This is a genomic window from Streptomyces sp. NPDC004788 (assembly GCF_053601115.1).
Genome location: NZ_JBSGBF010000028.1, coordinates 36295 through 62464, shown reverse-complemented (window position 1 = coordinate 62464; position 26170 = coordinate 36295). Strand labels below are relative to the sequence as shown.

Below are 26170 nucleotides of genomic sequence, written 5' to 3'. Positions count from 1 at the left end.
CGCGGGCGCACGGGTGGGACGGGGCGGTGCGGAACGGCGAGGCCCCGAACGTCGGGCCGGCCTCCCGCACCGGGTGTCGCGCGCCGAGACTCCCCGCCCCGCCCCGCGCCCTCCCGGCGCGCCTCACTGCAGCGGAGCCGTCAGCTTCCTGCCGGTGTCCGACGGTGCTGCCAGGCTGCAGGCGATCCTGTCCTCGCCCAGGAGGTAGCTGGTGCGGTACGGGTACTGGACGAAGGTGGTCCAGCGGGTGCCGAGGGGCTGCGCGGCGGCCTTGACGCGGAGAGGGGCCCGGCAGAGCGCGGCGGCCGCGTCCCGTACCGCGCGGTCGTCGCCGTAGCTTCCGGTGAGGAGGGGACGGGCGACGACCTCGGCGTCGTGGGGCGTGTCGCAGGCGCGGCGGACGACGGTGCCGGGCGCGTCGCGGTCGATGTCGAAGCAGTCACCGACGCGCAGGGTGTCGTACGGCGTGCGGACGGGCGGGTTCGCAGTGGCGCGCCGCTGCCGCGGGGGCGTGGCGGACGCGGACGGGCGCGGCACGGCGGTGGCCGTCGCCGTGGCCGTCGCCGTGGCCTCGGTACGGCCCTCCGCCGTGCGGTCCGCGGTGCGGACGGGCAGCGGGCTGGGGCGCTCGGCCAGTGCCGAGGGGTGCTGACCGGGCGGCGCGGCGGACGGGTCGACGGCGTCGAGAGGGTCGGCTGTCCCGCTCGTGTCGTGTGCCGGGGGCGGCGCGCCGTGCAGATCGCTTTCGGGCCCACCACCGTGTGCGGTGAAGGCCACCGAGAGCGCCACTATGGTGGCGAGCGCGGCGACCGGCAGGACGACGACGCCCGGCCGTCGCGGTGGCCGGGCGTCGCGGGACGGGGTTTCCGTCGGCGGGCGGTGCATGGGAATCAGCCTCGCCCGCGCATGCCCATGTGGCGAGCGATACCGGCGCATTGGGCCCCGCTCGTACAGAACCGTGACAATCCCGCTGCTCGCACGAGACCCGGGGCCCACGCCATGGAAGACCTACAGTCCGAGCTGGCGCTCGGCCGCGTCGACGGTCTGGGCGAGCAGCACGGCGATGGTCATCGGGCCGACGCCACCGGGGACCGGGGTGATGAGGGAGGCGCGCTCGGCGGCGCCGGCGAAGTCGACGTCGCCGACGTTGCCGGCGTTGTAGCCGGCGTCGATCACGACGGCGCCGGGCTTGATGTCCTCGCCCTTGATGAACTGCGGCTTGCCGACGGCGGCGACCAGGATGTCGGCCTCACGCACGGCGGCGGAGAGGTCGGTGGTGCGGGAGTGGCAGTAGGTGACGGTGGCGTCGCGGCCGAGGAGCAGCAGGCCGGCCGGCTTGCCGAGGATGGCGCTGCGGCCGACGACGACGGCCCGCTTGCCGCTGAGCTCGACCTCGTACTCGTCGAGCAGCCGCATGATGCCGCCGGGGGTGCAGGAGACGAAGCCGGGCAGACCGAAGCCCATGGCGGCGAAGGAGGCCATGGTGACGCCGTCGACGTCCTTCTCCGGGGCGATGGCCTCGAAGGCGGCGCGCTCGTCGATGTGCGGGCCGACCGGGTGCTGCAGCAGGATGCCGTGGACCTCGGGGTCCTCGGAGAGCGCGGTGATCGCCGCGACGAGCTCCTCGGTGGTGGTCTCGGCGGGCAGCTCGACGTGCTTGGAGCGGATTCCGGCCTTCGCGCAGCGGTTCTGCTTCATCTTGACGTACGTGACGGAGGCCGGGTCGGCTCCGACGAGGACGGTGGCGAGGCAGGGGGTGGTGCCGGTGCGGCGGGTGATCTCGGCGGCGCGGGCCGCGGTCTCCTCGACCGTGCGGCGGGCGAGCGCGGTGCCGTCCATGAGGCGTGCGGTGCTGGTGGACATGGGCCACTCCTGGGCGTCGTCGAGAACGTGGTTCGCCCAGGCGCACGGCTGCGACACGGCCGCGTGCACCGGTTCTGCGAGTACGCGCGTCCGCCGGGCCGCTCCCCGGTGGTGATCCACCTCAAGCGCCAGTCACGGCCCGGTCCCACTGTACGGGACCCCCGGGTGATGGGTACCGGTCAGGGCGCATATGCGGGCCGGTCCGGACGCTTGTCGGCCCGCCGTGCGCGCATGACGATGGCGTCCACGGTGCCGACGGGTGCCCGACGACCTCGACGGGGAGGCCGAGTTGAGCGTGAGCGACACGTGGCGTGACACGTGGGCGGACACGGACGGTGCGGCGGTGCGGCGGGCGCACGAGGCGTTCACGGCCGACGGGCAGCTCGCGGCCCCGCCGGGCTGCCCGGGCGTCCGGCCGCTGGTGGCGGACTCCTGGCGGCGTTCGGCGCGGGCGCGGGTGAGCCCGGACGGCGCGGCGCGCGTGGAGCTGGACGAGGACGAGCTGGCCGGGCACCGGGAGGAGCATCCGCTGGCGGCGGCGATGCCGGTGGTCCGGGAGCTGATGGGGGCGTACGCGCGGGACGGCGAGCATCTGCTCGCGGTGTGCGACGCGGCGGGCCGGATGCTGTGGGTGGAGGGGCATCCGGGGACGCTGCGGCTGGCACGCGGGATGAACTTTGTGCCCGGGGCGCGCTGGTCGGAGTCGGCGGCGGGGACGAACGCGCCGGGGACGGCCATGGCGCTGGACCGGCCGGTGCAGGTGTGCGCGGCGGAGCACTTCCGGCGGCCGGTGCAGGCGTGGACCTGCGTGGCGGCGCCGGTGCACGATCCGCACTCCGGGCGGCTGCTCGGGGCGGTGGACATCACCGGCGGGGACGGGCTGGCGCATCCGCACAGTCTGGCGTTCGTGCAGGCGGTGGCGCGGGCCGCCGAGTCGCAGCTCGCGCTCGTCTCCCCCGCCCCGCCGGCCGGCCGGCCGCGGCTCACGGCCCTGGGCCGGGACGAGGCGCTGCTGCACGTGGCGGGGCGGCGGCTGCGGCTGAGCCGCCGGCACAGCGAGATCCTGGTGATCCTGGCGCAGCGCCCGGAGGGCGTGTCCGGGGACGAGCTGCTCACGCTGCTGTACGAGGACGAGTCGGTCACGCCGGTGACGCTGCGGGCGGAGCTGTCCCGGCTGCGCGGCCTGCTCGGCGCGGAGCTGCTCGCCTCCCGTCCGTACCGGCTGACGGAGGCGGTGGACGCGGACTTCGCGGTGGTGGACCGGCGGCTGGCGTCGGGGGCCGTGTCGACGGCGCTCCGTGGGTACGCGGGACCGCTGCTGCCGTCGTCGTGCGCGCCGGGAGTGGTACGGCTCCGGGAGCGGCTGACCGGGCGGCTGCGGGCGGCGCTGGTGGACCGGGGCGATCCGGGGCTCCTCGCGGACTGGGCGTACAGCGCGTGGGGCGAGGACGACGTGGCGGTGTGGCGGGCGCTCGCCTCGGCCGCACCGGCGGCGCAGGCCCCTGCCGTACGGGCACGGCTCGCCGCCCTGGACGCCGAACTGGCGTCGGGTGCAACGGGGTTGCAACGTCCGGCGGCGCACACTCGGCACTGACCGCCGGCCGGGCAGGAACGGGCGGCGGGGCCGCGTCGCACGCGGTCGTGTCGCACGGGCTCGCAGCGCGGGCGGTCGTACGCATTCGCAGCGCGGGCGGTCGTGTCGCACGCGTTCGCAGCGCGGGCGGTCGCACTCGTTCGCAGCGCGGGCGGTCGTGTCGCACGCGCTCGCACCGCGGGCGGTCGCACGCATTCGCACCGCACGTGGTCGCTTCACACGCGTTCGCAGCGCGGGCGGTCGCGTCGCGTGGCCGCAACGCGGGTGATCGCACCGGACACGGCCGCACAGCCAGCGGTCGTACGACACGTGGCACACCGCGGGCGGTCGCACCGCGCACAGCCGCATCCCACGCGGCCACACCGCAAGTGGCCGCAAGCAGGTCGCATCGCAGGTCGCACAGAGGGAGGCCATGCCCATGACCCGTTTCGCCGCACCCGGTACCGAGGGTTCGCTCATGTCGTACGCGGGGCGCTACGACCACTGGATCGGCGGTGAGTACGTCGCCCCGGCGCGCGGGCGGTACTTCGACAACCCGAGCCCGGTCGACGGCCGCCCCTTCACGGAGGTGGCGCGCGGCACCGCCGAGGACGTGGAGCGCGCCCTCGACGCGGCGCACGCGGCCGCCCCGGCGTGGGGTCGCACCGCGCCGGCCGAGCGGGCGCAGGTGCTGCTGCGGATCGCGGACCGGATGGAACAGAACCTGGAGGCCCTCGCGGTCGCGGAGAGCTGGGAGAACGGCAAGCCGGTCCGCGAGACGCTGGCGGCGGACATCCCGCTCGCCATCGACCACTTCCGCTACTTCGCGGGCGCGCTGCGCGCCCAGGAGGGCGCGCTCAGCCAGATCGACGACGACACCGTCGCGTACCACTTCCACGAGCCGCTGGGCGTCGTCGCCCAGATCATCCCGTGGAACTTCCCCGTCCTGATGGCGGTCTGGAAGCTGGCGCCCGCCCTCGCCGCGGGCAACACGATCGTCCTGAAGCCCGCCGAGCAGACCCCCGTCTCCGTCCACTACTGGATGAGCCTGGTCGCCGACCTGCTGCCGCCCGGCGTGGTCAACATCGTCAACGGCTTCGGCGAGGAGGCCGGCAAGCCCCTGGCGTCCTCCCCGCGGGTCGCGAAGATCGCGTTCACCGGTGAGACGACGACGGGCCGGCTGATCATGGGATACGCCGCCGAGAACCTCAAGCCGGTCACGCTGGAGCTGGGCGGCAAGTCGCCCAACATCTTCTTCGACGACGTCTCGTCGGCCGACGACGACTTCCTCGACAAGGCCCTCGAAGGCTTCACCATGTTCGCCCTCAACCAGGGCGAGGTCTGCACCTGTCCCTCCCGCGCGCTGATCCAGCGCGGCCACTACCACGAGTTCCTGGAGGCGGCGATCGCCCGTACGGAACGCATCGTCCCGGGGCACCCCCTCGACACCGCCACGATGATCGGCGCCCAGGCGTCCGACGACCAGCTGAAGAAGATCCTCGCCTACCTGGAGATCGGCCAGCAGGAGGGCGCCAAGATCCTGACGGGCGGTCAGCGTATCGAGCACGGCGGCGAGTTGGCTGGAGGCTTCTACGTCCAGCCCACCGTCTTCGAGGGCGACAACCGCATGCGGATCTTCCAGGAGGAGATCTTCGGACCGGTCGTCGCCGTCACCTCCTTCGCCGACTTCGACGACGCCGTCCGCACCGCCAACGACACCCTCTACGGCCTCGGCGCCGGCGTCTGGACCCGCGACACCACCACCGCCTACCGCGCGGGCCGCGCGATCCAGGCGGGCCGCGTCTGGACGAACTGCTACCACGCGTATCCGGCGCACGCGGCCTTCGGCGGTTACAAGCAGTCGGGGGTCGGACGGGAGACCCACAAGATGATGCTGGAGCACTACCAGCAGACGAAAAACCTGCTGGTGAGCTACTCGCCGAAGAAACTCGGTTTCTTCTAGAAGCCTGAAAAGAGGCACCTGACCGGGGCTTACACCCGGACAGGCGCCCCTGGCTCGCCCCACCTAGCGAGGGATCGCTTTTGCGCCGGAGCTCCCGATTCATCCCACCGGTGCCCCACCCCTGACCAGCTCTTCCGGACCAGTCACGGACCAACCCCTACGTCTTCCCGCAGAGGGCCGGGCCCATGACAACCAGCGATCGTCGAAGGGCCGTTGGCAAGGTTCAAGAGGCCGGGGTGTACAGCTCGCTCGTGCGCGTGAGCCGATGATGGCCGCCCGTCGGCGTGGACGGGCCCGTGCGGACCGCGCCGCCCGCCACCAGGATCCGCCCGTCGGCCAGTGGCACCGCCGCGAACTCGGTGCGGCCCACCGCCATCCCGGCCGCCGGCGACCAGCTCCGGGTCAGCGGGTCGTACAGCACGGCGCTGCTCAGGCCCGCGTCGTGCAGGGGCTCCGTGCTGCCGCCCACCACCAGGACCTGGCCCGAGGGCAGCGGGAGGGCCCGGTGCAGGGAACGGCCGCAGGGCATGTCCGGCTCGCGGGTCCAGGCGCCGGGGCCGGGGCGGTAGCGCTCGGCGGTGGCCAGGCTGTACGGGTCGACGCGTCCGTCGGGTCCGATGTCCCCGCTCGTGCCGCCCCCGGTGGCCAGCACGGAACCGTCGGGCAGCGGCGTCAGTTGGTGGGCGGTACGGGGCGCGGCGAGGCCGGAGGTGCGGGTCCAGGTGCCGGTGCCCGGGTCGTAGCGCTCGCAGTACGCTAGGGCGGCCCCTCCCGACCCGTCCCGGCGGGTCGCGGTCCAGCCGCCGGCCACCAGGACGCTGCCGTCGGCCAGGGCCACGGCGGGATGGTACGCCCGGGCGTCGGTGAGGTCGCCGGTCGCGGTCCACCGTCCGCCGACCTCGGGGTCGAACACCTCGGCCGAGGTCAGTGAATGCTCGGAGTCCCCCGAGCGGCGGTCGCTGCCGCCCGCCACCAAGACCCGGCCGTCGGCGAGCAGTGTCGCGGAGTGCCCGCAACGGGCCTGCCCCATGGGCGCGGTGTCCGTCCAGCGGCCGGTCTCGGGGTCGTACACCTCGGCCGTGCCGAGTGGGCGCACGGGGAAGGAGAGCGGGCCGGTGTAGCCGCCGGTCACGAGGACCCGGCCGTCGGCGAGGACGGTGGTGGTGTGCATCCGCCGGGCGGTGCGCAGGGGCGCCGTCTCCGACCAGGTGCCCGTGGCCGGGGCGAACAGGGCCGCCTCGGCGGTGGCGCCGAGCAGCGCGTCCGCCCCGCCCGCGAGGAGGACCCGGCCGTCGGGGAGCCGGACCGCGCCGCTCGCCGCGCCGAACAGGTCCCGCTCCCAGGGAAGTGCGCCGACCGGTGCCCAGTGACCGGTGCTCATGGCGTGAACACCTCGGCCTCCCTCGCGGAGGCATCCGCGGCGAAGATCGGGGCGGCGGCCCCGGCGCGGGAGACCCCGCCCGCCGCGAGCACCCGGCCGTCGGCGAGCGAGGTCGCGCCGAACGCCCAGCGTCCGGTCCGCAGTGGCCCGGCAGGGGACCAGCGACGGGCGGCCGGGTCGAAGCGCAGCGCGCTCGGGAAGCCCACGTCCAGGGCGGCGTCGTCCGCGCCGCCGAACACCAGGACCTCGCCCGAGGGCAGGGGCAGCGCCCGGGGGTAGTTGCGGGTCCACGGCAGCGGCTGTTCGTCGTACCAGGTTCCGGTCACCGGGTCGTAGCGTTCCACCCTCGTCGTCCCGTACGGGTCGAAGCGGGCGTCGTCGGAGCGCGACCGTCCACCGCCCATGGCAAGGACCGTGCCGTCGGGCAGCGGGACGGCCTGGTGGCCGTACCGGGCGTCGCGCAGCGCCCCCGTCGCCGCCCAGCTGTCGGTGCGCGGGTCGTAGACCTCGCAGAGGGCGAGCGCGGTCGGCACGACCTGCCCGGTGGCGGCCAGGCCGGCGACCGCGAGGAGGCGTCCGCCCGGCAGCGGGGCCATGATGTGGTGCCAGCGGGCGTCGGCCATCTCGGCGGCGGGCGACCAGGTGCCGGTGTCCGGGTCGAAGAGCTCGGCGGTCGTCAGGGTGACGACGGTCCGTGCGTCGCGGAGCCGGTTGCCGCCCGCCACGAGGACCCGGCCGTCCGTCAGCAGGGTGGCCGAGTGCCCGTACCGGGCACCGGCCATGGGCGCCACGGGCGTCCAGGTCCCGGTCCCGGGGTCGTAGAGCTCGCTACTGGCGACGGTGCTCGGCGGGAAGGCCTGCGAGCCGGTGATGCCGCCCGCGGCAAGGACCCGGCCGTCGCGAAGCACCATCAGCGAGTGGATGCGGCGTGCCTCGTGCAGCCTGCCCGTCGCGGTCCAGGTGCCCGAGGCCGGGTCGAGCACCGCTGTGTCGGCGAGGGCTTCGAGAAGTCGTCCGGCGCCGCCGGCGGCGAGCACCCGGCCGTCGAGGAGGGTGACGGGACCCTCGTACTGACCGTGCCAGTAGACCATCGGGATGGGGAGCGTCCCGGCCGGTGTCCAGTGTCCGGTGACGGTTCCGGCGGGCTGCGGCCGGTCACCGCCGTCCGTCACGAGCGTGCGCATCCTCGTCCTCCTTCCGCTCGCTGCGTCACCGCGTGCTCGCGGGCGTGTAGATCTCGCTGGTGGCGGTGACCTCGTCCTCGCCGAGGACGGGGGCCGCGGGCCCGGACCGGGTCAGTCCGCCGACGGCGAGGACCCGGCCGTCCCGGAGGGCGACCGCGGCCGGTGCCCAACGGCCCTCCACCATGCCGAACTCCGTGGACCACGCGCGCGCGACCGGGTCGTAGAGCATCGCGTTCTGGTAGCCGACGGCGAGCGAGATGTCGTCGGTACCGCCGATGACGAGCACCTGGCCCGAGGCGAGCGGGACCGCCCGGTGGTGGCTACGGCCCCACGGCATGTCGGTGTCGGTGCTCCAGGTGCCGGAGCCGGGGTCGAAGCGCTCCGTCACCCATTGGCTGTACGGGTCGAACGCCCAGTCGTCGGAGCGGAAGCCGCGCATGTCGCCGCCCGTCACCAGCACGCTGCCGTCGGGCAGGAGGGTCGCCTGATGGCCCTTGCGGGCGCCGGCCAGCGTGCCGGTGGGCGCCCAGAGCCCGGTGGCCGGGTCGTACGTCTCGCAGTAGCCGAGCGCCCCGTAGCGACCCCTCCCGACCGCGAGGACCCCGCCGACGAGCAGCACCCGGCCGTCGCCGAGGAGCACGGCCGGGTGGCCGAAGCGCGCGTCGGTCATGGGCCGGGCCGGGGTCCACTGGCCGGTGACGGGGTCGTAGAGCTCGGCGGTCCGCAGGGTGTAAGGAGTGGGGCCGGGGCGTGCGGTGGCGCCGCCCGCCACCAGGACCCGGCCGTCCGGGAGCCGGGTCGCCGAATGGGAGAAGCGGGCCTGGCGCAGCGCGCCGGTGGGTGTCCAGCGCCCGGTGGCGGGGTCGTGGACCTCGGCGGTGGCGAGCCCTTCGGCGGGGCCGTCGGGGGCGTGGCCGATGCCGCCGACGGCCAGCACCCGGCCGTCGGCGAGCGGGGTCACGGTGTGCAGCCTGCGCGGGGTCCACATCGGGGCGGCGGCCGTCCAGGTGCCCGCGCCCGGGTCGTAGAGCGTGGTGGCGTCGGTGGGCGTGCGCCGGCCGTCCTCGCCGCCGGCCAGGAGCACCCGGCCGTCGCCGAGGAGCACGGCGGCGTCGGCGGGCTGGCCCCAGAACCCGGCGAAGGGCAGAGGTCCCGTGGCGGTCCAGGCGCCGGGCGCGGCGTCGACCGTGGCCGCGTTCCGGTGAGCGGTGGCCTGCGCCCGCCGGGCGGGCAGCCCCGGGCCCGCCGCCCCGCCGACGGTCCCCGGTCGGCCGAAGGCGCCCCCTCCGCCCGAAACCCCCGGACCGCCCCGTCCGCCCGAACTCCCCGGACCGCCCGAACTCGCCGGACCGCCCGGACCGCCCGGACCGCCGCTCGGGAGCTTCACCGCTCCACCTTCGCCACGGTGTACCGGACCACGAGCAGCAGGTCGAGCACGGCCTCCGGGTCGAGTCCCGAGCCGTCCCGCAGATCGGCGGCAAGCGCGGCGATCCGATCGGCCGGCACGGTCAGTTCCCACTCCTCCCCCGCCTCCGTGACCAGGCCGCCCGCCCCGTCGACGGCCCCCTTCGGCTGGCCGCCGAGCGAGGGATCGGCGGCCAGGCTGATCTCCGCGGAGTGGCCGCGCCGGGCGACGAGGGTGCCGGCCAACGGCTCCCCGTCGCCGTAGCAGTCCACGTACCGCCGTCGGCCGTCGGGTCGCGGCTCTCCGGACAGGACGAGGACGAGTTCGGGCTGCGACACCGTGATCCGCTCGTCCCGGAAGACGTACGGGAAGCGGTCCTTGGCCACCGTGAAGCGGAGCGTCGCCGCCTCGCCCGGCTGCGGGGAGAGGAAACGGCTCCAGCGGTCGCCGAACTCCCGCCGGGCGCTGAACACCCGGAAGAGGGAGGAGGCGCCGTCCCCGTGCGCCCATTGGGTGAGCGCCGTGCGCAGTTCGGTCACGGCCCGCTCGGCGAGCGCGCTGCCGCCGTCGCGTGCGGTGTAGCGCAGGTGGAGGACGACGTCGCTGATCGACTCGTAGTCGAACTGCCGGAACTCCTCGGGCAGCGACAGCCGCCACTGGCTCACCGCCCCCGCGCCCTCGAACGGCAGGAACCGCTCGTCGCGCAGGCTGGTCTCGAAGAGGCCCGAGTCGTCCTGGCCGGTGCTGGTCACAATGGACTGGCCGGCTCCGGTGCTGTCGCGGAACCGGGTGTCGGAGCGTTGCCGGGCGTACTTCCCGTCGGTCAGCCGCGGGTCGACCCGTACGGTGCTGTCGAGCAGGGTCGCCGTCAGGTTGACGGAGGTGTATGGGCCCGCCACGCACGGCACGGTCACGGCCAGGTTCTTGATCCGGCGCAGGTAGTGCCCGGGGGTGTCCAGGTCGAACAGGGCCTCCGGGAGGGAGACGTACGTGCTGCCGGTCTCCTTCAGCCGGAGCAGGGCGACGGGGTCGATCTGGGCCAGCGAGATCCGCTTGGTCAGCTCGAACTCCCGGGCGTTGGCCTCGTGGTACGCGGCGTCGAGCCGGCCGAGGTCGACGCTCAGCCGCTCGCCGGAGAACAGCCCCTTGTACAGGGTGTCCCAGTAGCCGAACCGGATGTAGTCGGAGTCCTCGACGCCCAGTTCGTGGCGGAAGGACCGCTCGGCGCGCTTGGCCAGGTCGTACGCGAGCTGGTACGCCTGGAAGTAGCTGGTGGCGAGCCGTCCCGCCATCCAGTCGTACAGCTCCTCGCTCGTGTACTTCTCGTACAGGAAGGCGTCCGCCTCGCGGGCGTTGGCCAGCTGGAGGTCGTGGTTCTCCAGCTCCTTCTGGGCCGTCTGGAGGCGGATCTCCGCTGCGGTGATCTGCCGGTCGAGCTGCTGCTGCTCGATACGGCCCTGGGCGGCCTGGAAGTCCCAGTCGTCCCGGCGCCGGTCGTAGCCGGCCATGGTGGCGGCCAGCGCCCCGGCGCCGTTGAGGCTGTTGGCCACCTTCTCGAGAGAACCGGAGAGCCCGTGCAGGGCCTGGCTCAGGTTCTGGCCGCCGAAGGTGAGGCCCATGGTGGTGGGCGTGCCGGTCTTGACGTCGGGAATCAGCCCCATGGCGCTGGCGGTCATGTCCACGCCCGCGGCGACGGCCTGGTGCACGAGGGCCGCGGCCGAGAGCACGGTGTGCGCGATCTCGCCGGTGTTCATGTAGGACCGGGTGGAGTAGTACTCGACCTTGCCGTCGGCGGCATCCCGCTGCTTCCGCGCGGCCTGGAGGGCCGCGTCGGCCTCCAGGACCTGCTGCTCGCGCACCGCCCGCGCCGCCTTGAGCACCTCCGTCTCGTGGCGCGAGCGGAGCCGGGCCAGTGCCTCCGCGTCGCGCTTCTCCAAGGCATTGAGCAGGGCCGCTCCGAACACCTTGACCTCGCCGGTGAGTTCCTTCGCTTTCGTGAGCATGGTGGCGAAGCGGTACGGGGGCAGGGGCGCGCTGATGTCGTCCAGGACGCTCTCGATGCTGATCCCCGCGGCCGCGGCCCGGGCCAGGAGCGCCGGATCGATGGCCGTGCCGAACAGGGCGGCGCGCCGCTGGACGCCGGAGATGTTCTGTCCGGCGCGGATCTTGGACAGCCGGTCGGCCACGGTGTCCCAGTAGCGCAGGAGTTTGTCGTTGCGCGGGATGACGAAGTAGTCGAGCCAGTTCGTGCCCAACCCGGGCGCGATCCGCGGTGCGGCGTGCTCGGTGGTGGTCCGTGCGGGTCCGGCCGGCACCAGGTGCTCGGCCTGGACGACGGCGGCGACGAGCCCGGGCGAGCCCTCGACGACCTGCCGGTAGTTCTTCGGCTCCGGCACGGTCCGGCCGGTCACCTCGTCGGGGCGTCGGCCGAGCAGCTGCGAGGCGAGGATGTAGAGCTGGGTGGCCTGGTTGACGGCCTCCATGGTGTCCTGCCGGAACAGCTGGTCGCCCCACGCGATCAGGTTGTCGAGGTACTTCATCACCACCGCCTTCTGGTAGGCGGTGGTGCGCAGACGTGCCACCACGTCCGGCTGGAAGGGGTGCGTCAGCCACTGGTAGATCTCGGGGGTGTCGCGCCAGCCGCCCTCGGCGAGGCGGCGCAGGATCACCTCGATGCGTTCCTTGGTGTAGTCGTCGGTGAGGTAGAAGGGCTGGGTGCGCCAGAACCGCTGCGGTTCCGGCAGATCGGCGCGGTCGGTCGGGTCGAAGATCCGGTGCAGCCACTGCTGCGCCTCGGCGAACCGCTGGTTGGTGGAGAGACGGTTGGAGCCGAGGAGCGGGGCGTGGAAGAACAGCTCCCAGTTGTAGTCGGCGTAGGCGCCGGCCCGGTCGAAGTCGAGGGTCTCCTTGGGGAGGTCCCCGAGGATGACGTCCGTGTTGGGGCCGTACCAGTCCGTGAAGTCGAACGGCACGCCGAACTTCTCGGGGTCGAGCTGGATGTCGCGGTCGTAGAGCCCGTCCATGCCGTCCTGGGCCAGACGGGAGGCGAATGTCTGGGTGAACGGGTGATAGATCGGCAGGATCTGTACGTGCGCGGTGCCGTACGGCTGCGGCACCAGCAGGAAGGACCGCATGTCGTCCGTGTACGTCTGGAAGAAGCGGGTGGGCGTGTCGTTGCGGTCGTGCGAGCAGCGCAACCGGGGCACTCCGGCGCTCACGGGGCGCCGCATCAGTTCCACATGCGGACGGGTCCAGGGGTTCTGGACGTCGAACATGAAGCTGGAGGCGAACGTGTCGCTGCGCCCCACGAACTCTCCGTAGTACGGCCGTGTCTGCGGAGGCGCGGGCAAAGTCCCGTAGGGCGAGTAGTAGTCGAAGAACGCTCCGTACGTCGTGGCGTCCAGACGTGGAGTGAGGTAGTAGTTGCCGCCGATGTACGTCTCGCCGGCAGCGCCCTGTCTGTTGCCGAAGAGGAAATCCACCATGAGGTCGTGGGAGAATCTCTCTCCGTCCGGACTGGCTGTGGCGAGCGCGTAGAGCTCCGGCTGGAGGACCCCCTCGGCTCCGAACATCACGGCCGGCCGCGCGTACAGGATGTCCTTGGCGACGGTCTTGTGCTGCCACTTGCCGGAGACGTACTGGCTCCAGTTCAGCTTGAACTCGAGGTGCTTCGGGGGTTCCTCCAGGGGGTCGCCGGCCTGCGGCATCTTCAGCTGCTGCTGCTCCGACACCAGCTCGTGCGTCGTCCAGAAGAGGAACAGGCGGTCGTTCCACAGCGCGGGGATCACCGGGTCGCCGTCGACGTCGAGTTCGATCCGCTCCCACGGGGTCCAGTAGCGGCCGTCGACCCTCCGTCGGTAGTAGTGCTCGCGGGGCGTGGCCGCGCTGCGGCCCACCAGATGGAGGTCGCCGTCGCCCTCCTTGTTCTCGTGGCACAGACCGGCGGGCTGCAGCCGGGCGACCTTGTCCAGGCTCTCCAGGTAGCCCTTGACCGCGTCCTCGACGGCGGTGGAGGTCACCTCGCGCTGCATGAGGGCGTTCTCGAAGTCGGTGAAGAACGGCGTCCTGTCCGCGCGCAGTTCGGGCTCGAAGTAGTTCTCGGGGTAGAGGAAGACCTTCTGGTTGGCCTCCCAGAGCCGGTACTGCTTCATCCACTCCCACTGGGCCCACAGGCCGTCGCCGTGCCAGGTGTAGGCGTGCTCCAGGTTGAGCTGGAGGCGCTGGACGAACAGCTGCACCGAGTAGACGGCCTGGGCGAGCCGGGTGGTGAGCTGGGTGGGCCCCATCTCCACGTCGAGCAGGAAGTGGTCGTGCAGGTCGTCGGCGTCCTTCCACCGGGGGCGGCCGTCTCCGTCGAGCAGCGGATGGGCGACCAGGTACGACACGAGCGCGGCCCGCTGCCGTTCCCGCAGGGCGTCCCGCAGCGGGGTGGCGGCGGCCGTCCAGTCGCGGGGCGCGTGCCGGGACTTGGCTGTCAGCCAGGCGGCCTCAGCGGCCTCGGCGGTGAGCTCGGGGCGCTGCCAGGGCCGGGCCCGCTCGGCGGCGACGCCGAGGCGGCGCAGCAGTGCGATGCTGGCGAGGACGGCGCTCAGCGCGGCGACGCCGCCGTACTGGGCGGCCGTGGTGATGCCGTGGTCGTGGGCGACGGCCGTGATGTCGGCGGCGTTCCAGTCGGTGCGGCGGGCGAGTTCGGCGGCGGCCTCGCGTTCCTGGGCGCCCGGGGTGCGGGCCACGTCGAAGACGGCGCGGAGGGTGGGGACGCCGCCGCGGACGGCGGAGCGCAGCCGGGCGAGGTGGAGCAGGGTGCGCAGGGGGGCGATGGGGGCAGCCGGCACGGGGGCCAGGGGCAGTGTGTTCGGGTCGAGCCAGCCGCCCTGGGCCGCGTACCCGAAGACGTACGGGATCTCCTCGGCGGTCACCTGCAGTCGGCCGAGCAGCAGCGTCACCCGGTACAGGAAGGCGAGCATGCGGAACTGCCGGTCGAAGGCGGTCCGGGTCACCGAGACCCCGGGGTCGCTGTCGGTGAACTCCGGTGCCAGGAAGTCCTGGAGGGCGGGGGGCCGGCCCGCGGGGCGCAGCCAGGTGCGCAGCAGGGTGTCGGCGCTCGCGGAGTCCAGGCCGGCGGCCTGGCCGAGCTGCTGGACGACGGCTGTCTCGCTCAGGGTGCGCCGCAGGTAGGGGGCGAGGCGTTCCAGGACGATGTGGAAGCGGTCCGCGGGGGTGATGTCCGCGCCGTCGAAGAGGGTGCCGGCGGCCTGGGCGTCGAGGAAGGCGTTGCCGTCCTCGGGCGGGGCCTGCTGGGCGGTCATGAGGCCGGCGACCGCCCGCAGGATCTCGGCGGGGGTGCCGTCGAGCGTGAGGAGGGCGTGCTCCGCCTCGGTCAGGTAGCCGCGGGAGCGCAGGGCACGCAGGCTGGGGTCGTGGAAGACCTTGGCCGTCAGGGTCGGCGGGATGCGGTATCCGGCGGGCAGGGCGTCCAGGGGGGCCGCGAAGACGGGGATGCGGAGGAGTCTCATGCGGTCGCGGACGAAGGCGCGGGGCGCGTCGTGCAGGGCGTTCACCGCGGTCCGGAAGGGGGTGTCGGTGCTGAGCGCGAGGATACGGTCCAGCTGCGCCCGGGTCATCGGCCCGCCGAAGGTGAGCAGGCCGTCCTCGGGGCGTTCGGCGGGCTCGTGGCGCAGCGGCAGGTCGGGGGGCAGGACGAGTCCCGCGGGCAGCGCGGGCAGGGGGGTGGTGTAGGTGACGGTGCCGAGCAGGGTGGCGACGGCCTGCTGGACGAGGGCGGTGTCCCAGCCGAGCAGGGCCAGGTTCTTGCGGGTGAGTTCGCCCTTGTCGTCGGTGGTGCGGGCGGTCTGCTGGTGGACGGTCTGGACGGCGGCGCGCAGGCTGGTGAGGGTGGCGGCCAGTGACTCGTCGCGGGGCACCGGGCTCTGGTCGCCGGGGCCGGGCGGCACGGCGAGGAGGAGTGCGTCGAGGTCGCCGACGGTGAGTCCGGTCTCGGCGAGGAGTTCGGCGAGGTCCAGGAACTCCTCGGTGTGTGCGATGCCCCGGTCGACGGGCTGCGCGGGCGCGTCGGCCGCGGCCGGGCCGCGGTCGTCGAAGGTCAGGGGGGCGCCGCCGCCGAGTTCGGTCTCGCCGGGGGTGTACGGGGGTCGGGCGGGCAGTCGCACGGGGGCGCCGCCGGCCAGTTCCGTCTCGCCGTCCGCGTCCCGGTCCCGTACGGCCACCGGGGTGGTGATCCAGAGGAAAGGCTGGCAGTAGCGGGCGAGCCGGAGGGTGTCGGGCACGCTCAGGGAGGCGCCCCGGGCGAGGGCGACCCAGGCGACGAGCTTGGTGAGGGCGAGCAGGTCGAGCCGGTCGCCGATGACGGCGTCGGGTCCGGTGGTGAGGGCGGCGAGTTCGTCGTCGGTGACGCGCAGCACGGCCAGCAGGGCGGCCGTGACGGCGGGCCAGCCGGTGAGCGGCCCGACCTCCTGGAGTTCCGTACGGTCCGGGGTGAGCCGGAAAGGGTGGGCCTCGCCGGGCGGGACGGTGACGACGGCCGGATCGAGGAACAGCCGGTCGTACAGCGGCGGCCGGTCGGCGCCGGGGTACGGGTGGGTGTCGAGCGGCTGGGAGAAGGCGAGGACCTGGTCGGTGTCGAAACCCAGCCGGGCGGCGAGGCCCTGGGCGGCGGCGATGGAGCGCAGGGCGGCGACGTCGAGGCGTCCGCCGGAGCCGCTTCCGGCGATGAGCCGGTCGGTCTCCTCGTCCGAGAGGCCGAGCGCACGGCGCAGCCGGACGAAGCGGTGGAACCGTTCGAGAAAGGCAGCATCGACACCGGTCAGGGTCATCCTGGTGGTGTCGTAGGGCAGTTCGGGATCGGTCTGGATGGTGACGGTTCCGCCCGGGTTGACGAACCGGGTGCGCAGGGCGAGGTCGAGCTCCGCGTAGCGCAGGTGGCCGGTGTCCAGGAGGGTGCGCACGCTGGTCATCTCGGTGACCAGCTCGGCGGGTGTGAGGTCGGCGGGCCGCCCGTAGAACTCGGCGAGGGACCGGGCGGGGGTGAGCGGTTCGGCGGCGATGGTCCGGTGCTGGGCCCGGCTGAGGCCGAGCCGTTCGGCGGTGCGGGTGGCGCTGGCCTCCTCGGGGCTCGCACCGGACACGCCGAGGGTGGCGAGGAGCGTGTTCCGGTCGATGCCGAGGTGGTCGAGGCAGGCGCCGGTCTGTACGTGCCAGAGGTCGAAGGGCTGGTCCCAGGGGTAGACGGCGGTGCGCAGCCTGTCGTACGCGCCGGGGTTGACGTGCTGGGGGCGGACCCGGAGTTCGGCGGCGTCGCCGGTGGTCTGGCGCCGCTCGGCGGGGACGGCGGTCTCGGGGGCGACGGCCGATTCGAGGAGTTCGTTGACCAGGTCGACGTAGGGCAGGGCGAGTTCGGTGTTGTCCTTGCCGAGGTGGATCTGCCACAGGTCGGGGCGGCGGGCGAAGAGGACGTCGGCGACGGGCCCGTCTCCGGAGGTGGTGGGCGGCGGGGTGCCGAAGTTCTCCCCGAGGCGGCGCAGGTAGTACAGGAGGTCGACGAGATAGGCGGGCTGGCCGTGGACGGTCTGCCAGTCCTCGACCGACGGGTAGTCGGCCGGGCCGAACAGCTCCTCCCAGTCAGGGATGCGCGGGTCCGCCTGGGCTACGGCGGGCAGCCACGGGACGTCGAAGTGCCCGGCGGTCCGCAGGTCGGCGACGAGGTTGACCGCGCTCGCGTGGATCCGGGTGGCTCGCTCGTGGAGGGCGTGCGCCTCCTCCTCGTCGACCTGGCCCGCCATCCGGCGGGCGAAGCCCGCGCGGTCGATACGGGCGATGGCCTGTGCGGAGTCGAAGCCGTCGGCGCGCAGCGCCTGCAGGGTCTCGAAGCGGGGTGCGATCTTGAACACGCGTTGCACGGGGGCGAGTTCGCGGCGGGCTTCGGCATCCGGCACGGTCGCGCTGTTGACCGGGGTGCCGGCGATGTCGAAGTCGGGGTTCTCTGCCAGGAAGCGGGCGGCGGGGGCGTCGCGGTGTTCGGGCAGGGCCGCGAGCTTGTGCGCCACGTAGGCGGTGGGGTGGGCGGCGGCGACGGCGGCGCGGACCGATTCGGCGTACTCGGGCGCCTCGCGCCCTGGCGGCGGTCCGCCGGCCCGGTCCACCAGATCGGGCCACTCCTCGTCGAGGGTCACCAGGTCTCGAGGTCGGGTGAGTTCGCCCGAGTCGAAGCGGTCGAGGAGGACGGCGACGAGCTCGGGATGGTCGGCTGTGGTCGCGGCCAGGTCCAGGGCGAGGCGCAGCCGGTCGGTGTGCGAGGTGGCCTCGGGTCCGGCGACGGCTTCGGCGTGCCAGCTGCCGTCGTCCGCGCAGTCGAGGTAGGCGTCGTAGAGGCGTGCGCGGGCCGAGGGGTCGGGGACGGCGAGGGTGAAGATCCGGGCCAGCGGGGTCGCGGAGTCCGGCCCACCCGCGAACCGGGCTTCAGCAGTGGTGAGTTGAATCTCGCGCAGCGCGGTGAGGAAGGCGTCGGTGTGCGCCGAGAGGTCCTGGTGGGGCACGGTCCGCCGGGCGGGCTCGGGCCGCACGGCGCGGTCGGGTCGTCCGTCGGTGGGAGGGGCGGGTGGGCCGAGGACGCGCCGTACGTCCTCCGCCCGCAACTGCGCCAGGGCGCCGAGGTCGTCCGGGTGTCCGTGGCGCAGCAGGGCGTAGAAGACCTCGGTGGGCTGGCCGGTGGTCCGGGCGTGCCGGGCGGCGGCGGCCAGGCGGGCGACCCGGTCCCGCTCCTGCCCGGAGGCGCGGGCGAGGAAGTCGACGTCCTCGGCGGTGAGTTCGGCCGGGTCGGTGCCGTCGAGGAGCGGGGCGAGCCCGGCGAGCAGCCGCTCGTAGGCGCTGCGCCGGTCCGCCGGCAGGGTGAGGTCCAGCGGGGTGTCGGGCCGTCCGTCGAGTGCCCGTGCCACCCGGGCCGACGTGCCGTCGAGGCTCGCCTCGACCAGCAGGTCCACGGGCCCGGCTGGTCGCGTGAACTCCACGAGGAAGCAGCCCTCGCCGTCGGTGCGGGTGACGCCCAGCTGTTCACTCGTGCGCAGCTTCCGGGTGCTGACGTGGACGGTCGCTCCGGCGCCGGGTGCGCCGTCGGCGCGCAGGACGCGCCCGCGAAGTCGGCGGAGAGCGTCAGGCTCGCCGGGGGCGGGGACGCTCGGGAGTTCGCTGGTCATTGCCTCACCATCCGAAGAACTTGTTGACGGCGATCACGTGGTTGCGGAAGCCCTCGGACTTCGCCAGGAGCGGGATGCCCACGTGGTCGACGAGCTTGTCGACCGCGAGGTCGACGACGGAGACGACGGTGCCGACGCCTGGTGCGGCGCTGATCAGGTTGACGGCGGCATGCATGTATTCGCCCTTCTTGAGGTCAGCGCCCGCGCCGACGAGGGCGATACCGGCGCCGATGAGCGGGGCGATCTTCACGGCACCCTTGACGTTCTTGGCCAGGGAGGCGGCCTCCGGCGCGGCCTTCGCGGCGCCGGACGCGGCTGTGGCGGCCTGGGTCAGGGCGGCCTCTCCGGTCTTCGCGGCTCCCTTGAACCAGGAGGCAGCGGCCGCGCGGAAGCCCCTGGCGGCCTCGGCCGCCCGGGCCGCGGGCTGTCCCCGTACGCCCAGTTTGATCGTGCCGCGCCCGGCGCCGTAGAGACCGTCCTTGCCAGCGGCCCGGGCGGCCGCGTCCACGGGGTTGGCGACGCCTTGGGCGGCCAGTTCCTCGGCCGTGTGCAGGATCCCGTGCGTCGCGCTGGATACGGCCGCCTTGCCCCGGGCCAGCGCCAGGTTGGCGACGTCGAGGGCCTTGTCCGGCGCCTTCGCGAGGTGGTCGAACATGTGATGGATCTCGATGCCCCTCTCCATGCCCGTCACGTACCTGAAGCGTTGCCCGACCGCCGAGAAGATCGAGCGGGCGTGGTTGATCGCCGTGCCCTTGGCCTTGTTGGAGCCCGGGCCGCCGCGCATCTCCGTGAGCCACTCCACCTCGTCCCGGAAGCGCTGGAGGTTCGTCTTGAGGTCCTTGCCTCCGTAGCGGGCGGACAGCACGTGCTGGACGGACTCCTCCCAGAGCTGCGCCACCTTCCCGGTGAGCACGCCCTCGTGGGTGGAGGCCGGCAGCGACGACTCCAGGCCGTCGGGGTCGTGCAGGGTGACCGGGTTGCCCCGGGCGTAGGCGTAGAGGTTGGGCCCGTCGGCGCCGGGTCCCGCCGGGTCGGGGCTCGTCCAGCGGCCGAGCCAGGGGGCGTAGTGGCGGGCTCCATGGTGGCTGAAGCCGGTCTCGGCGTCGGTCTCCCGGCCGGTGTAGCGGTAGCGCTTGAGGACGACCCGGGCCGCGCCGGCCGCGGACCGGAAGGAGGTCGTGCCGTACGGGTGGTACTCCTCGTACGAGAGCAGTTCGCCGTCCTGGTCGATCTCGACGGTCGCGCTGCCGAGCAGATCGGTGAGCTGGTGGCGCAGGACCGTGCCGTCCGCGGTGCCGCCGCCGGTGGTGGTCTCGGCGAGGGCGATCCGGCCGTGCTCGTCCTCGGCGCGCACGGTGGTGCGGGTCAGGGTCCCGGCGGGGGTGCCCTGCCTGACGTACCGCTCCCAGGATCCGCAGTACAGCCGGGTCTCGGTCAGCGGGCCGTTCTCGACGGTGGCGCGGACCCGTTGGCCGTGTTCGTCGTACTGGTAGTGGGCGGTGCCCCCGCCGCCCAGCTCGGCGCGGGCGAGCCGGTCGTCGGCGTCCCAGCGGAGTGCCGGCAGGTGGGGCATGGAGGTGAGGCAGCCCTCCTCGTCGTAGGTGTAGCGGGCCGAGTGGGTGCCCTCGGGGTCGCCGGGGAGGCTGGAGCCGAGCAGCCGGTCGGAGTCGGCGGCGATCTCGTGGCGCCGGGTCCAGCTGCCGTCGGGGCCCGCGCTGTGGACGAGGGCGAGCAGGTTGCCGCCCGGGTCGTAGGTGTAGCGCTCGGTGTAGCGGCGCATCGCCGAGGCGTCGTTGACGTGGGGCAGCGGGTACGGCGGGGGCCCGTCGGGCTGCGGCATGCCGGGGGCTGTCTGGCCGATGTGCTCGCGGCCGGTGGCGGCGGTCAGCCGGTACGCCGGGTCGTAGGCGTAGTCGCGGGAGGCGGGGACCACGGCGTTGGCGAAGAACAGGGTGTCCTGGGACCGGTCGGCGGTGGCCGTGACGTTCCCCACTGGGTCGTAGGTGTACTCCAGGAGCTGGAGCGGTGTGCCGTCGGCGGCGCGGGTGGTCACGGTGGCCAGGCGGAAGGTGTCCGGCTCGTAGGTGGTCAGGGTGGTGGTTCCGCAGCCGCGTTCGAGCAGGGTGCGGCGGCCGTGTTCGTCGTAGTCGATGTCGCGGACGAGGAAGCGGCGTGCCTCGCCGGGGCGTTCCAGTTCCAGGGTCTCGGGCAGGCCGGCCTCGTTGTACGCGGTGATCAGCCGGCTGCCGTCGGGGTGGGTGACCCGGGTGGGCCGGTTCAGGGCGTCGTACGCGGTGCGGGTGGTGTGCTCCTCGTCCTCCAGGAGCGCGGCGGCGACCCGCAGGGCCTGTTCCGGGTCGGTGTGGTCGGCCAGGGCCGACCAGTCGGGTTCGCCGCGCGGATCGCGGGCGAAGCGGCGCACGGTCTGGAGGATGTTGCCCTTGAAGTCGGCCCCGGTGGTGCGGGTGGCGCCGGCGCCGTCGAGGACCAGGCAGGCCCGGCCGCGCAGATTGACCTCCTCGGGCCGGGGCAGGGACTCGCCGTAGAACCAGCGGGTGCGCAGCCGCTCGGTGCCGCCGGGTGCGGTGGCGTAGGCGTGGGTGGGGCGGCCGGGACCGTCGTGGCGGTGCCGGAAGGCGGTGCCCCGGGCGTCCCAGGCGTACGCCGGGCGGCCGGCCGCGTCGAGCAGGGTGCGGCGTTCGCCCGCGCCCGCGGTGCGGACGTGGGCGGGCCGGCCGAGCATGTCGAAGCGCTGTTCGCGGACGCGGATGCCGCGGGCGTCGAAGGTCGCCGTCTCGTTGCCCTGGGCGTCGAGTTCGACGGTGGTGACGAGGGTCTGCCCGCCGCCGAGGTCGACAACGGTGACGCGGGGACGGCCGAGGGCGTCGAGCCGGACGCGGGTGGGGGTGTCCGCGTGGGCGTCGGCGAGGACGGCGGCCCGGTGCCGGGGGTGGATCTCGGGCAGGGCGAGGCGTTCGCGCTGCCAGCGGCTGCCGCGCACGGCGTCGTTGCGGTCCCAGTCGGTGCGCTCCCAGGTCCCAATCACCGTCCGTTCCTCGGTGCCGTCGGGGTACTCGGTCCGCTCCGGCCTGCCCAGGGGGTCGTAGTGGACGACGGGGGTCACTCCGCGTTCGACCAGCTCCGGCTCGGTGTCGTAGCCGGGGTCGGGGGCGAAGTACGGCTCGTACTTCTTGACCGGGTTGCCGCGGGAGTCGTACACGGTGCGGCCGGTGCCGACCCAGCGGGGTTGCCCGGAGACGGCCTCGGCCCGCGCCTTGACCAGGGCGACGCGGCCGGTGCCGTCGGCGTAGGTCCAGGACTCCCGGTAGGGGGTGCCGGGGTCGCCGTGGCGTTCCCTGGCACGTTCGCGGAAGCGGGCGGGGACGGTGTCCAGGGCGTAGTCGAGCCGGGTGGTGGGGTCGTCCCCGGGGGCGAGTTCCGCCCGGGTCAGGTCGAGGTGGTCGCCTTCCGTCCCGTCGGGCTTGCCGAGGACCGCGGTGGCTACGACGAAGCCGAGGGGGTCGAAGCGGACCCCGAAGCGGTTGCCGTTGGCGTCGGTGAGCAGCCAGGGGCGGCACAGCCGGTAGTTGAGGTCGGCGCGGGTGCGGTTGCCGGCGGGGTCGGTGAGTTCGGTGGCGTGCAGCAGGTGGGGGTCGTAGCCGATGGTCCAGCGAGCCCCGAAGGGGTCGATCTGGGCGACGGGCAGGTAGTTGCGGTCCGGATCGAAGATCTGCCGCGGGGCGGGCGCCCACCAGAGTCCTTCGTCTCGTACGTAGCCGGCTTCGGCGAGGGTGGTGTCGGTGACGCGGTCCCCGTACAGCGCCTGAACCTGCCCGTCGGCGTACGCCTGCCGGTAGACGCCCCAGGGCAGGGCGCGCAGTCCGGTCGAGGGGGCCGGCAGCTCCTCGGTCAGGTCGTCGGAGCAGTAGGTGTACCGGGTGCGGGCGATCAGCCGGCGCTGCGGGTGTGCCCCGGACAGGGGCTGGTGGTACGGGACCTCGTCGCGGGCGGCCTCCTTGAGGAGGTCCGCGAGGGCCTCGGCGGTGAACGGGCCGGTCGGCGTGCCCGGTTCGCCGAGGCCGATCTCGTAGCTGCGGTCCTCGACGGGGGTTCCGATCCGCCAGGGGCCGTCGGCCGTGGTGTCGTGGGCGGGCAGGTGCTCGTCGACGGTCAGCCACAGCCGGGCCTGCTCGGGACCCTCGGGGACGGCCCGGGGGTAGGCGATCCGGGCCGAGCGCCGCACGGTGCCCCAGTCGTCGAAGTCCAGGGTCACCTCGTGGGTGGTCCGCGGGTCGTCGGCCCGGCGTTCGGTGTGCACGGTGAGGGTTTCGCCGGGTACGGCCAGGACCACGCAGTGGGGTCCTTCCCCCTGCGGCTGGAGCAGCCGCAGCCGGTGGTTGGTCTCGGTGACGGCGTACGGCACGCCGAGGGAGCCGTCGCGGTCCTCGGCGAAGATCTCCTCGCGCAGCGGGTGGCCGCGCAGGGCGCGGGCGGCCTGGCGGGCCTCTTCGGGGGTGAGCCCGGGCGGCAGGACGGTGTCGGGGAGGAGTGGGCCGGTGTCGGACGGCTGGGGGCCGGGGTGCCAGTACTCGTGGGCGAAGCGGGTGGAGAGGCGGGGGTCGGTCCAGCCGGTGTGCTGCCAGCGGCGGGTGACGGCGGGCGGTTCGTACGCGCGGTCGTCGCCGTCCGGGTAGGACAGGGCGTCGCGGTGCTCGACGTATCCGAAGCCGCGGAACTCGCGTTCGGTGCCGTCGTAGTGGCCGTGCCGGTAGCGGTAGGTGGAGACCTGGACGGTGCCCGCGACCCGGTCCTCGGTGCGGACCTCGGTGACGACCTGGACGGGGAAGGGGAGCCGGGTGAGCCAGGGGCGTCCGGCGGCCTCGTCGGCGAGCCGCTGGGCGGTGGAGGACGCGTAGCTCAGTGCGGTCTGCAGGCCCATGCCGTTGGCGACGGTGCGCAGCAGATGGGGTTTGCCGTCGGCCATGAGGTCGACGTAGCGGACCTGGGGTTCGGTGTCGGGGCGGGGTTCGGTGAGGACGAGGCAGGCGGTGCCGTGGCCGAGCAGGTCGGTGACGGCGACCGACGTGGCGGCGGGCGTCGCGAGGTGCAGGGTCTCCGGCTGACTCCAGGAGTTGCCGGCCTGGTTGAACCAGACCCGGACACGGTCCGGGCCCGCGTAGACGAGGTCGGCGGGGGCGGAGCCGTCCACGTCGGCGAGGTGGACGCGGCGCGGGTCGAAGCGGTCGGGGTGGTCGAAGCGGGGGGCGCCGGCCATGGTCACCTTGGGGCCGAAGCGGCCGTGGCCGAGGCTGGGCCAGTAGGCGATCTCGCCATTGCGGACACGGACGAGGTCGGTGAGGCCGTCGCCGGTCATGTCGGCGAGGTGGACGGTCTGTTCGGGGTCGGTGAGGAGGAGGCGGGGGCCGCGTTCCTCGGTGCGGGCGGCCGGGGCGGTGAGTCCGTCGCCGAAGCCGTCCGTGCCGAGGGAGGGGTGCCAGGTGAAGCCCTCGTCTCCGTCGAGCAGGACGTCGGCGAGCCCGTCGCCGGTCAGGTCGACCAGGTGGACTCCGGGGGCGTTCCAGTCCAGGGCGGGGAGCCGGGAGAAGGGCGCGAAGGGGGCCCAGCCCCGGTCGTCGGTGCGGCGGTGGTGGCCGGGGGCGGGGCCGGCGAGTTCGGCGAGCGAGAGCCGGCCGTCCCCGGCCAGGTCGAGCAGCCGGCGGCCGCGGGCCAGTCCCCCGCCGGAGGGCAGCGGGTCGACCGGGACCGGGGCTGCGAGCAGCCCGTCGCCCCGGTTGGCACGGTAGTGCCAGGCGCCGTCCGTCTCGGTGAGGAGCCCGGCGATGCCGTCGCCGTCGAGGTCCGTCCATCGGGCGCCGGGCCCCATGGCCGGGGGCGGATCGCCGGGGGCCGCGCGCAGCGGACGCGTCTCGGAGGTGACGGCGCGTTCGGTGTACGTGAAGGTCAGCGGGGGCAGTTCGGCGGTGTCCGGCCCGTCGGAGGCGGGGGCGTGCCCGCGGTGGGTGACCGAGGTCAGTGTGGTGACGGCGGGGTCCTCGTGGTGGGCGAGCCGGGTGGAGCTGACGAGGACGGGGTCCGGGCCGAGTTCGGGAATGTGGTGGAAGAGCAGCACACGGCGGCAGAGGCGGGCGGTGCGCACTTCGAAGCCGGGCCTGCGGGTGGAGAAGGGGTCGGCCCGGTCGGCCCAGGGCCGGACCTCCTCGGGGGTGGGGTCGGTGTCGTCGTGCTCGCCGTAGTCGAAAACCACCTCGAAGCAGAAGCGGTCGTCCGATCCGGGGGTGTTGCCGTACTGGATCCGCTTGAGCAGCCGCTCAGCGGTGACGGGCCCGTCCTCGGCCTTGTAGGTGTACCGGACCAGGTTGCCGCGGTCGTCGGCGGTCTCCTCCAGGAGCCAGCGGAACACACGGGAGGGAGCGGCCGGGTCGGCGACGCGGGCGGCCGGGTCCTGACCGAAGACGCTGGTGACGTTGTCCCGTGAGGTGGTACGCCAGTGGGCGTCGCCGGTACGCCGTTCCCGCCACCGCTCGATCCGCGCGAACAGCCCCTCGGTGCGCGGCCGGTAGCAGGTGATCTCGTACGGCCCGTCCGTGCGGGGCGGCGGAGAGACGGCGGGGACCAGGTCCTCGGCGCCGGACAGCTGAAAGACGTCGCTGTCGTCGAGGTAGCGCGGCAGTCCCTTCTCGGTGGTGCGGGAGACGGAGGCCACGTCGAGCGACCAGCCGAGCCCGAAGGGCCCGTTGCCGGATCCGGAGTCGTACGACAGCGTCAGCTTTGGCTCGATGCCTCCGCGGGCGGCGGTGAGCGCGAGCGGCACCGAGAGCGAGGCCGTGCCGGTCACCGAGGAGGCGCCGAACTTCTCCCCCATGCCGCGAATCGCGCCGCCGGCTTTGGGGAGGGAGAGGGTCGGGGTGGTGGTGGGCGTGGGGGTGGCAGAAGGACCGGGGACACGGGGGTCGGCGGGCACGCTCTCCATCCTGGTGGGCGCGGTGGCCTGGGCATATCCCCTGAACGTGGGAACCGTCCCCCAGTGGACCCGTGCTCCTCGTGCCGGGTCGTGGGAGCGTGGAAGTTCTCCAGCCGGTTGGCCGCCCGCTTGGTGGTCAAGCCGTCGCGCCACTCTCTGTCGTGGCACATCTGATCGAGGAACGCTCCCTGAAGCCCCGTCAGACTTCCCTCGTTCGTGCCCTGGCTCGCCGTGACACGGGCCACTGGTCAGTGGCCCGCTCAGTGCCGACCAAGATCCGGACCGTGCGCGGACCAATTGTCTGCGTCGCCGTCGAACGGTGGCCGTTTCCGCAGGTAAGCGGACATGCGAGGCATACACCACCAGCAGACGAAGAACATCCTTCAGAGTTACTCCCCCAAGAAGCTGGGGTTCTTCTAGCACCCCAGGTCTGCACCAGGTGGCCAGGCGGCCACCCTCACAGGCGTGGTAGCACGATGCAAAAGAGGCGGGGCGCCCGGATCCGGGCCCGGATCTCCTGGCGGCGCCTTCGGGCCGGGGTGCGGGGTCGATGAGATGCGGGCGTCGTGCCCTCCGGGCAGAGTGGGGAAGGACCTGTTCGTACCGAGGT

9 protein-coding genes and 1 riboswitch are annotated in these 26170 nt (G+C 73.7%); of the genes, 2 read left to right on the top strand and 7 right to left on the bottom strand.

The annotated features are described in order from the left end of the window. Positions 1-123: 123 nt before the first annotated feature. Both ACWEJX_RS15290 and ACWEJX_RS15285 read right to left on the bottom strand, forming a co-directional pair. Positions 124-885 carry a hypothetical protein gene (locus tag ACWEJX_RS15290; RefSeq protein WP_451607914.1) on the bottom strand — a complete coding sequence of 254 codons (762 nt, stop codon included), beginning with the start codon at positions 883-885 and terminating at the stop codon, positions 124-126. 123 nt (positions 886-1008) lie between these two features. Beyond that, a complete protein-coding gene (locus ACWEJX_RS15285; protein ID WP_451607913.1) occupies positions 1009-1863 on the bottom strand; it encodes a bifunctional 5,10-methylenetetrahydrofolate dehydrogenase/5,10-methenyltetrahydrofolate cyclohydrolase in 855 nt (284 codons plus the stop codon). 27 nt (positions 1864-1890) lie between these two features. Beyond that, a riboswitch (ZMP/ZTP riboswitch) is annotated at positions 1891-2009 on the bottom strand. A 149-nt stretch (positions 2010-2158) separates the two neighbouring features. On the opposite strand from ACWEJX_RS15285, the gene ACWEJX_RS15280 reads away from it, so the two are divergent. After that, positions 2159-3457, top strand: a complete 1299-nt coding sequence (locus tag ACWEJX_RS15280; RefSeq protein ID WP_451607935.1) for a GAF domain-containing protein — start codon at positions 2159-2161, stop codon at positions 3455-3457. 418 nt (positions 3458-3875) lie between these two features. After that, the gene (gene exaC / locus ACWEJX_RS15275) at positions 3876-5399 is read left to right on the top strand and encodes an acetaldehyde dehydrogenase ExaC (protein WP_451607912.1); all 1524 of its coding nucleotides are present in this window, start codon (positions 3876-3878) and stop codon (positions 5397-5399) included. A gap of 223 nt (positions 5400-5622) precedes the next feature. On the opposite strand, the gene ACWEJX_RS15270 is transcribed toward exaC, so the two are convergent. The 5 genes from ACWEJX_RS15270 to ACWEJX_RS15250 are packed head-to-tail and all read right to left on the bottom strand — an operon-like array spanning position 5623 to position 25461. Further along, the gene (locus ACWEJX_RS15270) at positions 5623-6780 is read right to left on the bottom strand and encodes a Kelch repeat-containing protein (protein ID WP_451607911.1); all 1158 of its coding nucleotides are present in this window, start codon (positions 6778-6780) and stop codon (positions 5623-5625) included. Beyond that, on the bottom strand, positions 6777-7964 hold the full coding sequence (locus ACWEJX_RS15265) for a Kelch repeat-containing protein (RefSeq protein WP_451607910.1): 1188 nt from the start codon (positions 7962-7964) through the stop codon (positions 6777-6779). Before ACWEJX_RS15265 ends, ACWEJX_RS15270 begins: the two co-directional genes overlap by 4 nt. 25 nt (positions 7965-7989) lie before the next feature. Next, positions 7990-9351: a Kelch repeat-containing protein gene (locus ACWEJX_RS15260; RefSeq protein WP_451607909.1), complete on the bottom strand. Its 1362-nt coding sequence runs from the start codon at positions 9349-9351 to the stop codon at positions 7990-7992. Further along, positions 9348-18578: a Tc toxin subunit A-related protein gene (locus ACWEJX_RS15255; protein WP_451607908.1), complete on the bottom strand. Its 9231-nt coding sequence runs from the start codon at positions 18576-18578 to the stop codon at positions 9348-9350. Before ACWEJX_RS15255 ends, ACWEJX_RS15260 begins: the two co-directional genes overlap by 4 nt. A 4-nt stretch (positions 18579-18582) precedes the next feature. Further along, complete coding sequence (locus ACWEJX_RS15250; protein ID WP_451607907.1) at positions 18583-25461, bottom strand: SpvB/TcaC N-terminal domain-containing protein; 6879 nt, start codon at positions 25459-25461, stop codon at positions 18583-18585. Between the last annotated feature and the right edge of the window lie 709 nt (positions 25462-26170).

Bases quoted from the DNA above. Each gene is read 5' to 3' on its own strand.
- exaC (WP_451607912.1), top strand. From the start codon at position 3,876: ATGACCCGTTTCGCCGCACCCGGTACCGAGGGTTCGCTCATGTCGTAC.
- ACWEJX_RS15255 (WP_451607908.1), bottom strand. From the start codon at position 18,578: ATGACCAGCGAACTCCCGAGCGTCCCCGCCCCCGGCGAGCCTGACGCT.
- ACWEJX_RS15265 (WP_451607910.1), bottom strand. From the start codon at position 7,964: ATGCGCACGCTCGTGACGGACGGCGGTGACCGGCCGCAGCCCGCCGGA.
- ACWEJX_RS15250 (WP_451607907.1), bottom strand. From the start codon at position 25,461: ATGGGGGAGAAGTTCGGCGCCTCCTCGGTGACCGGCACGGCCTCGCTC.
- ACWEJX_RS15270 (WP_451607911.1), bottom strand. From the start codon at position 6,780: ATGAGCACCGGTCACTGGGCACCGGTCGGCGCACTTCCCTGGGAGCGG.
- ACWEJX_RS15285 (WP_451607913.1), bottom strand. From the start codon at position 1,863: ATGTCCACCAGCACCGCACGCCTCATGGACGGCACCGCGCTCGCCCGC.
- ACWEJX_RS15290 (WP_451607914.1), bottom strand. From the start codon at position 885: ATGCACCGCCCGCCGACGGAAACCCCGTCCCGCGACGCCCGGCCACCG.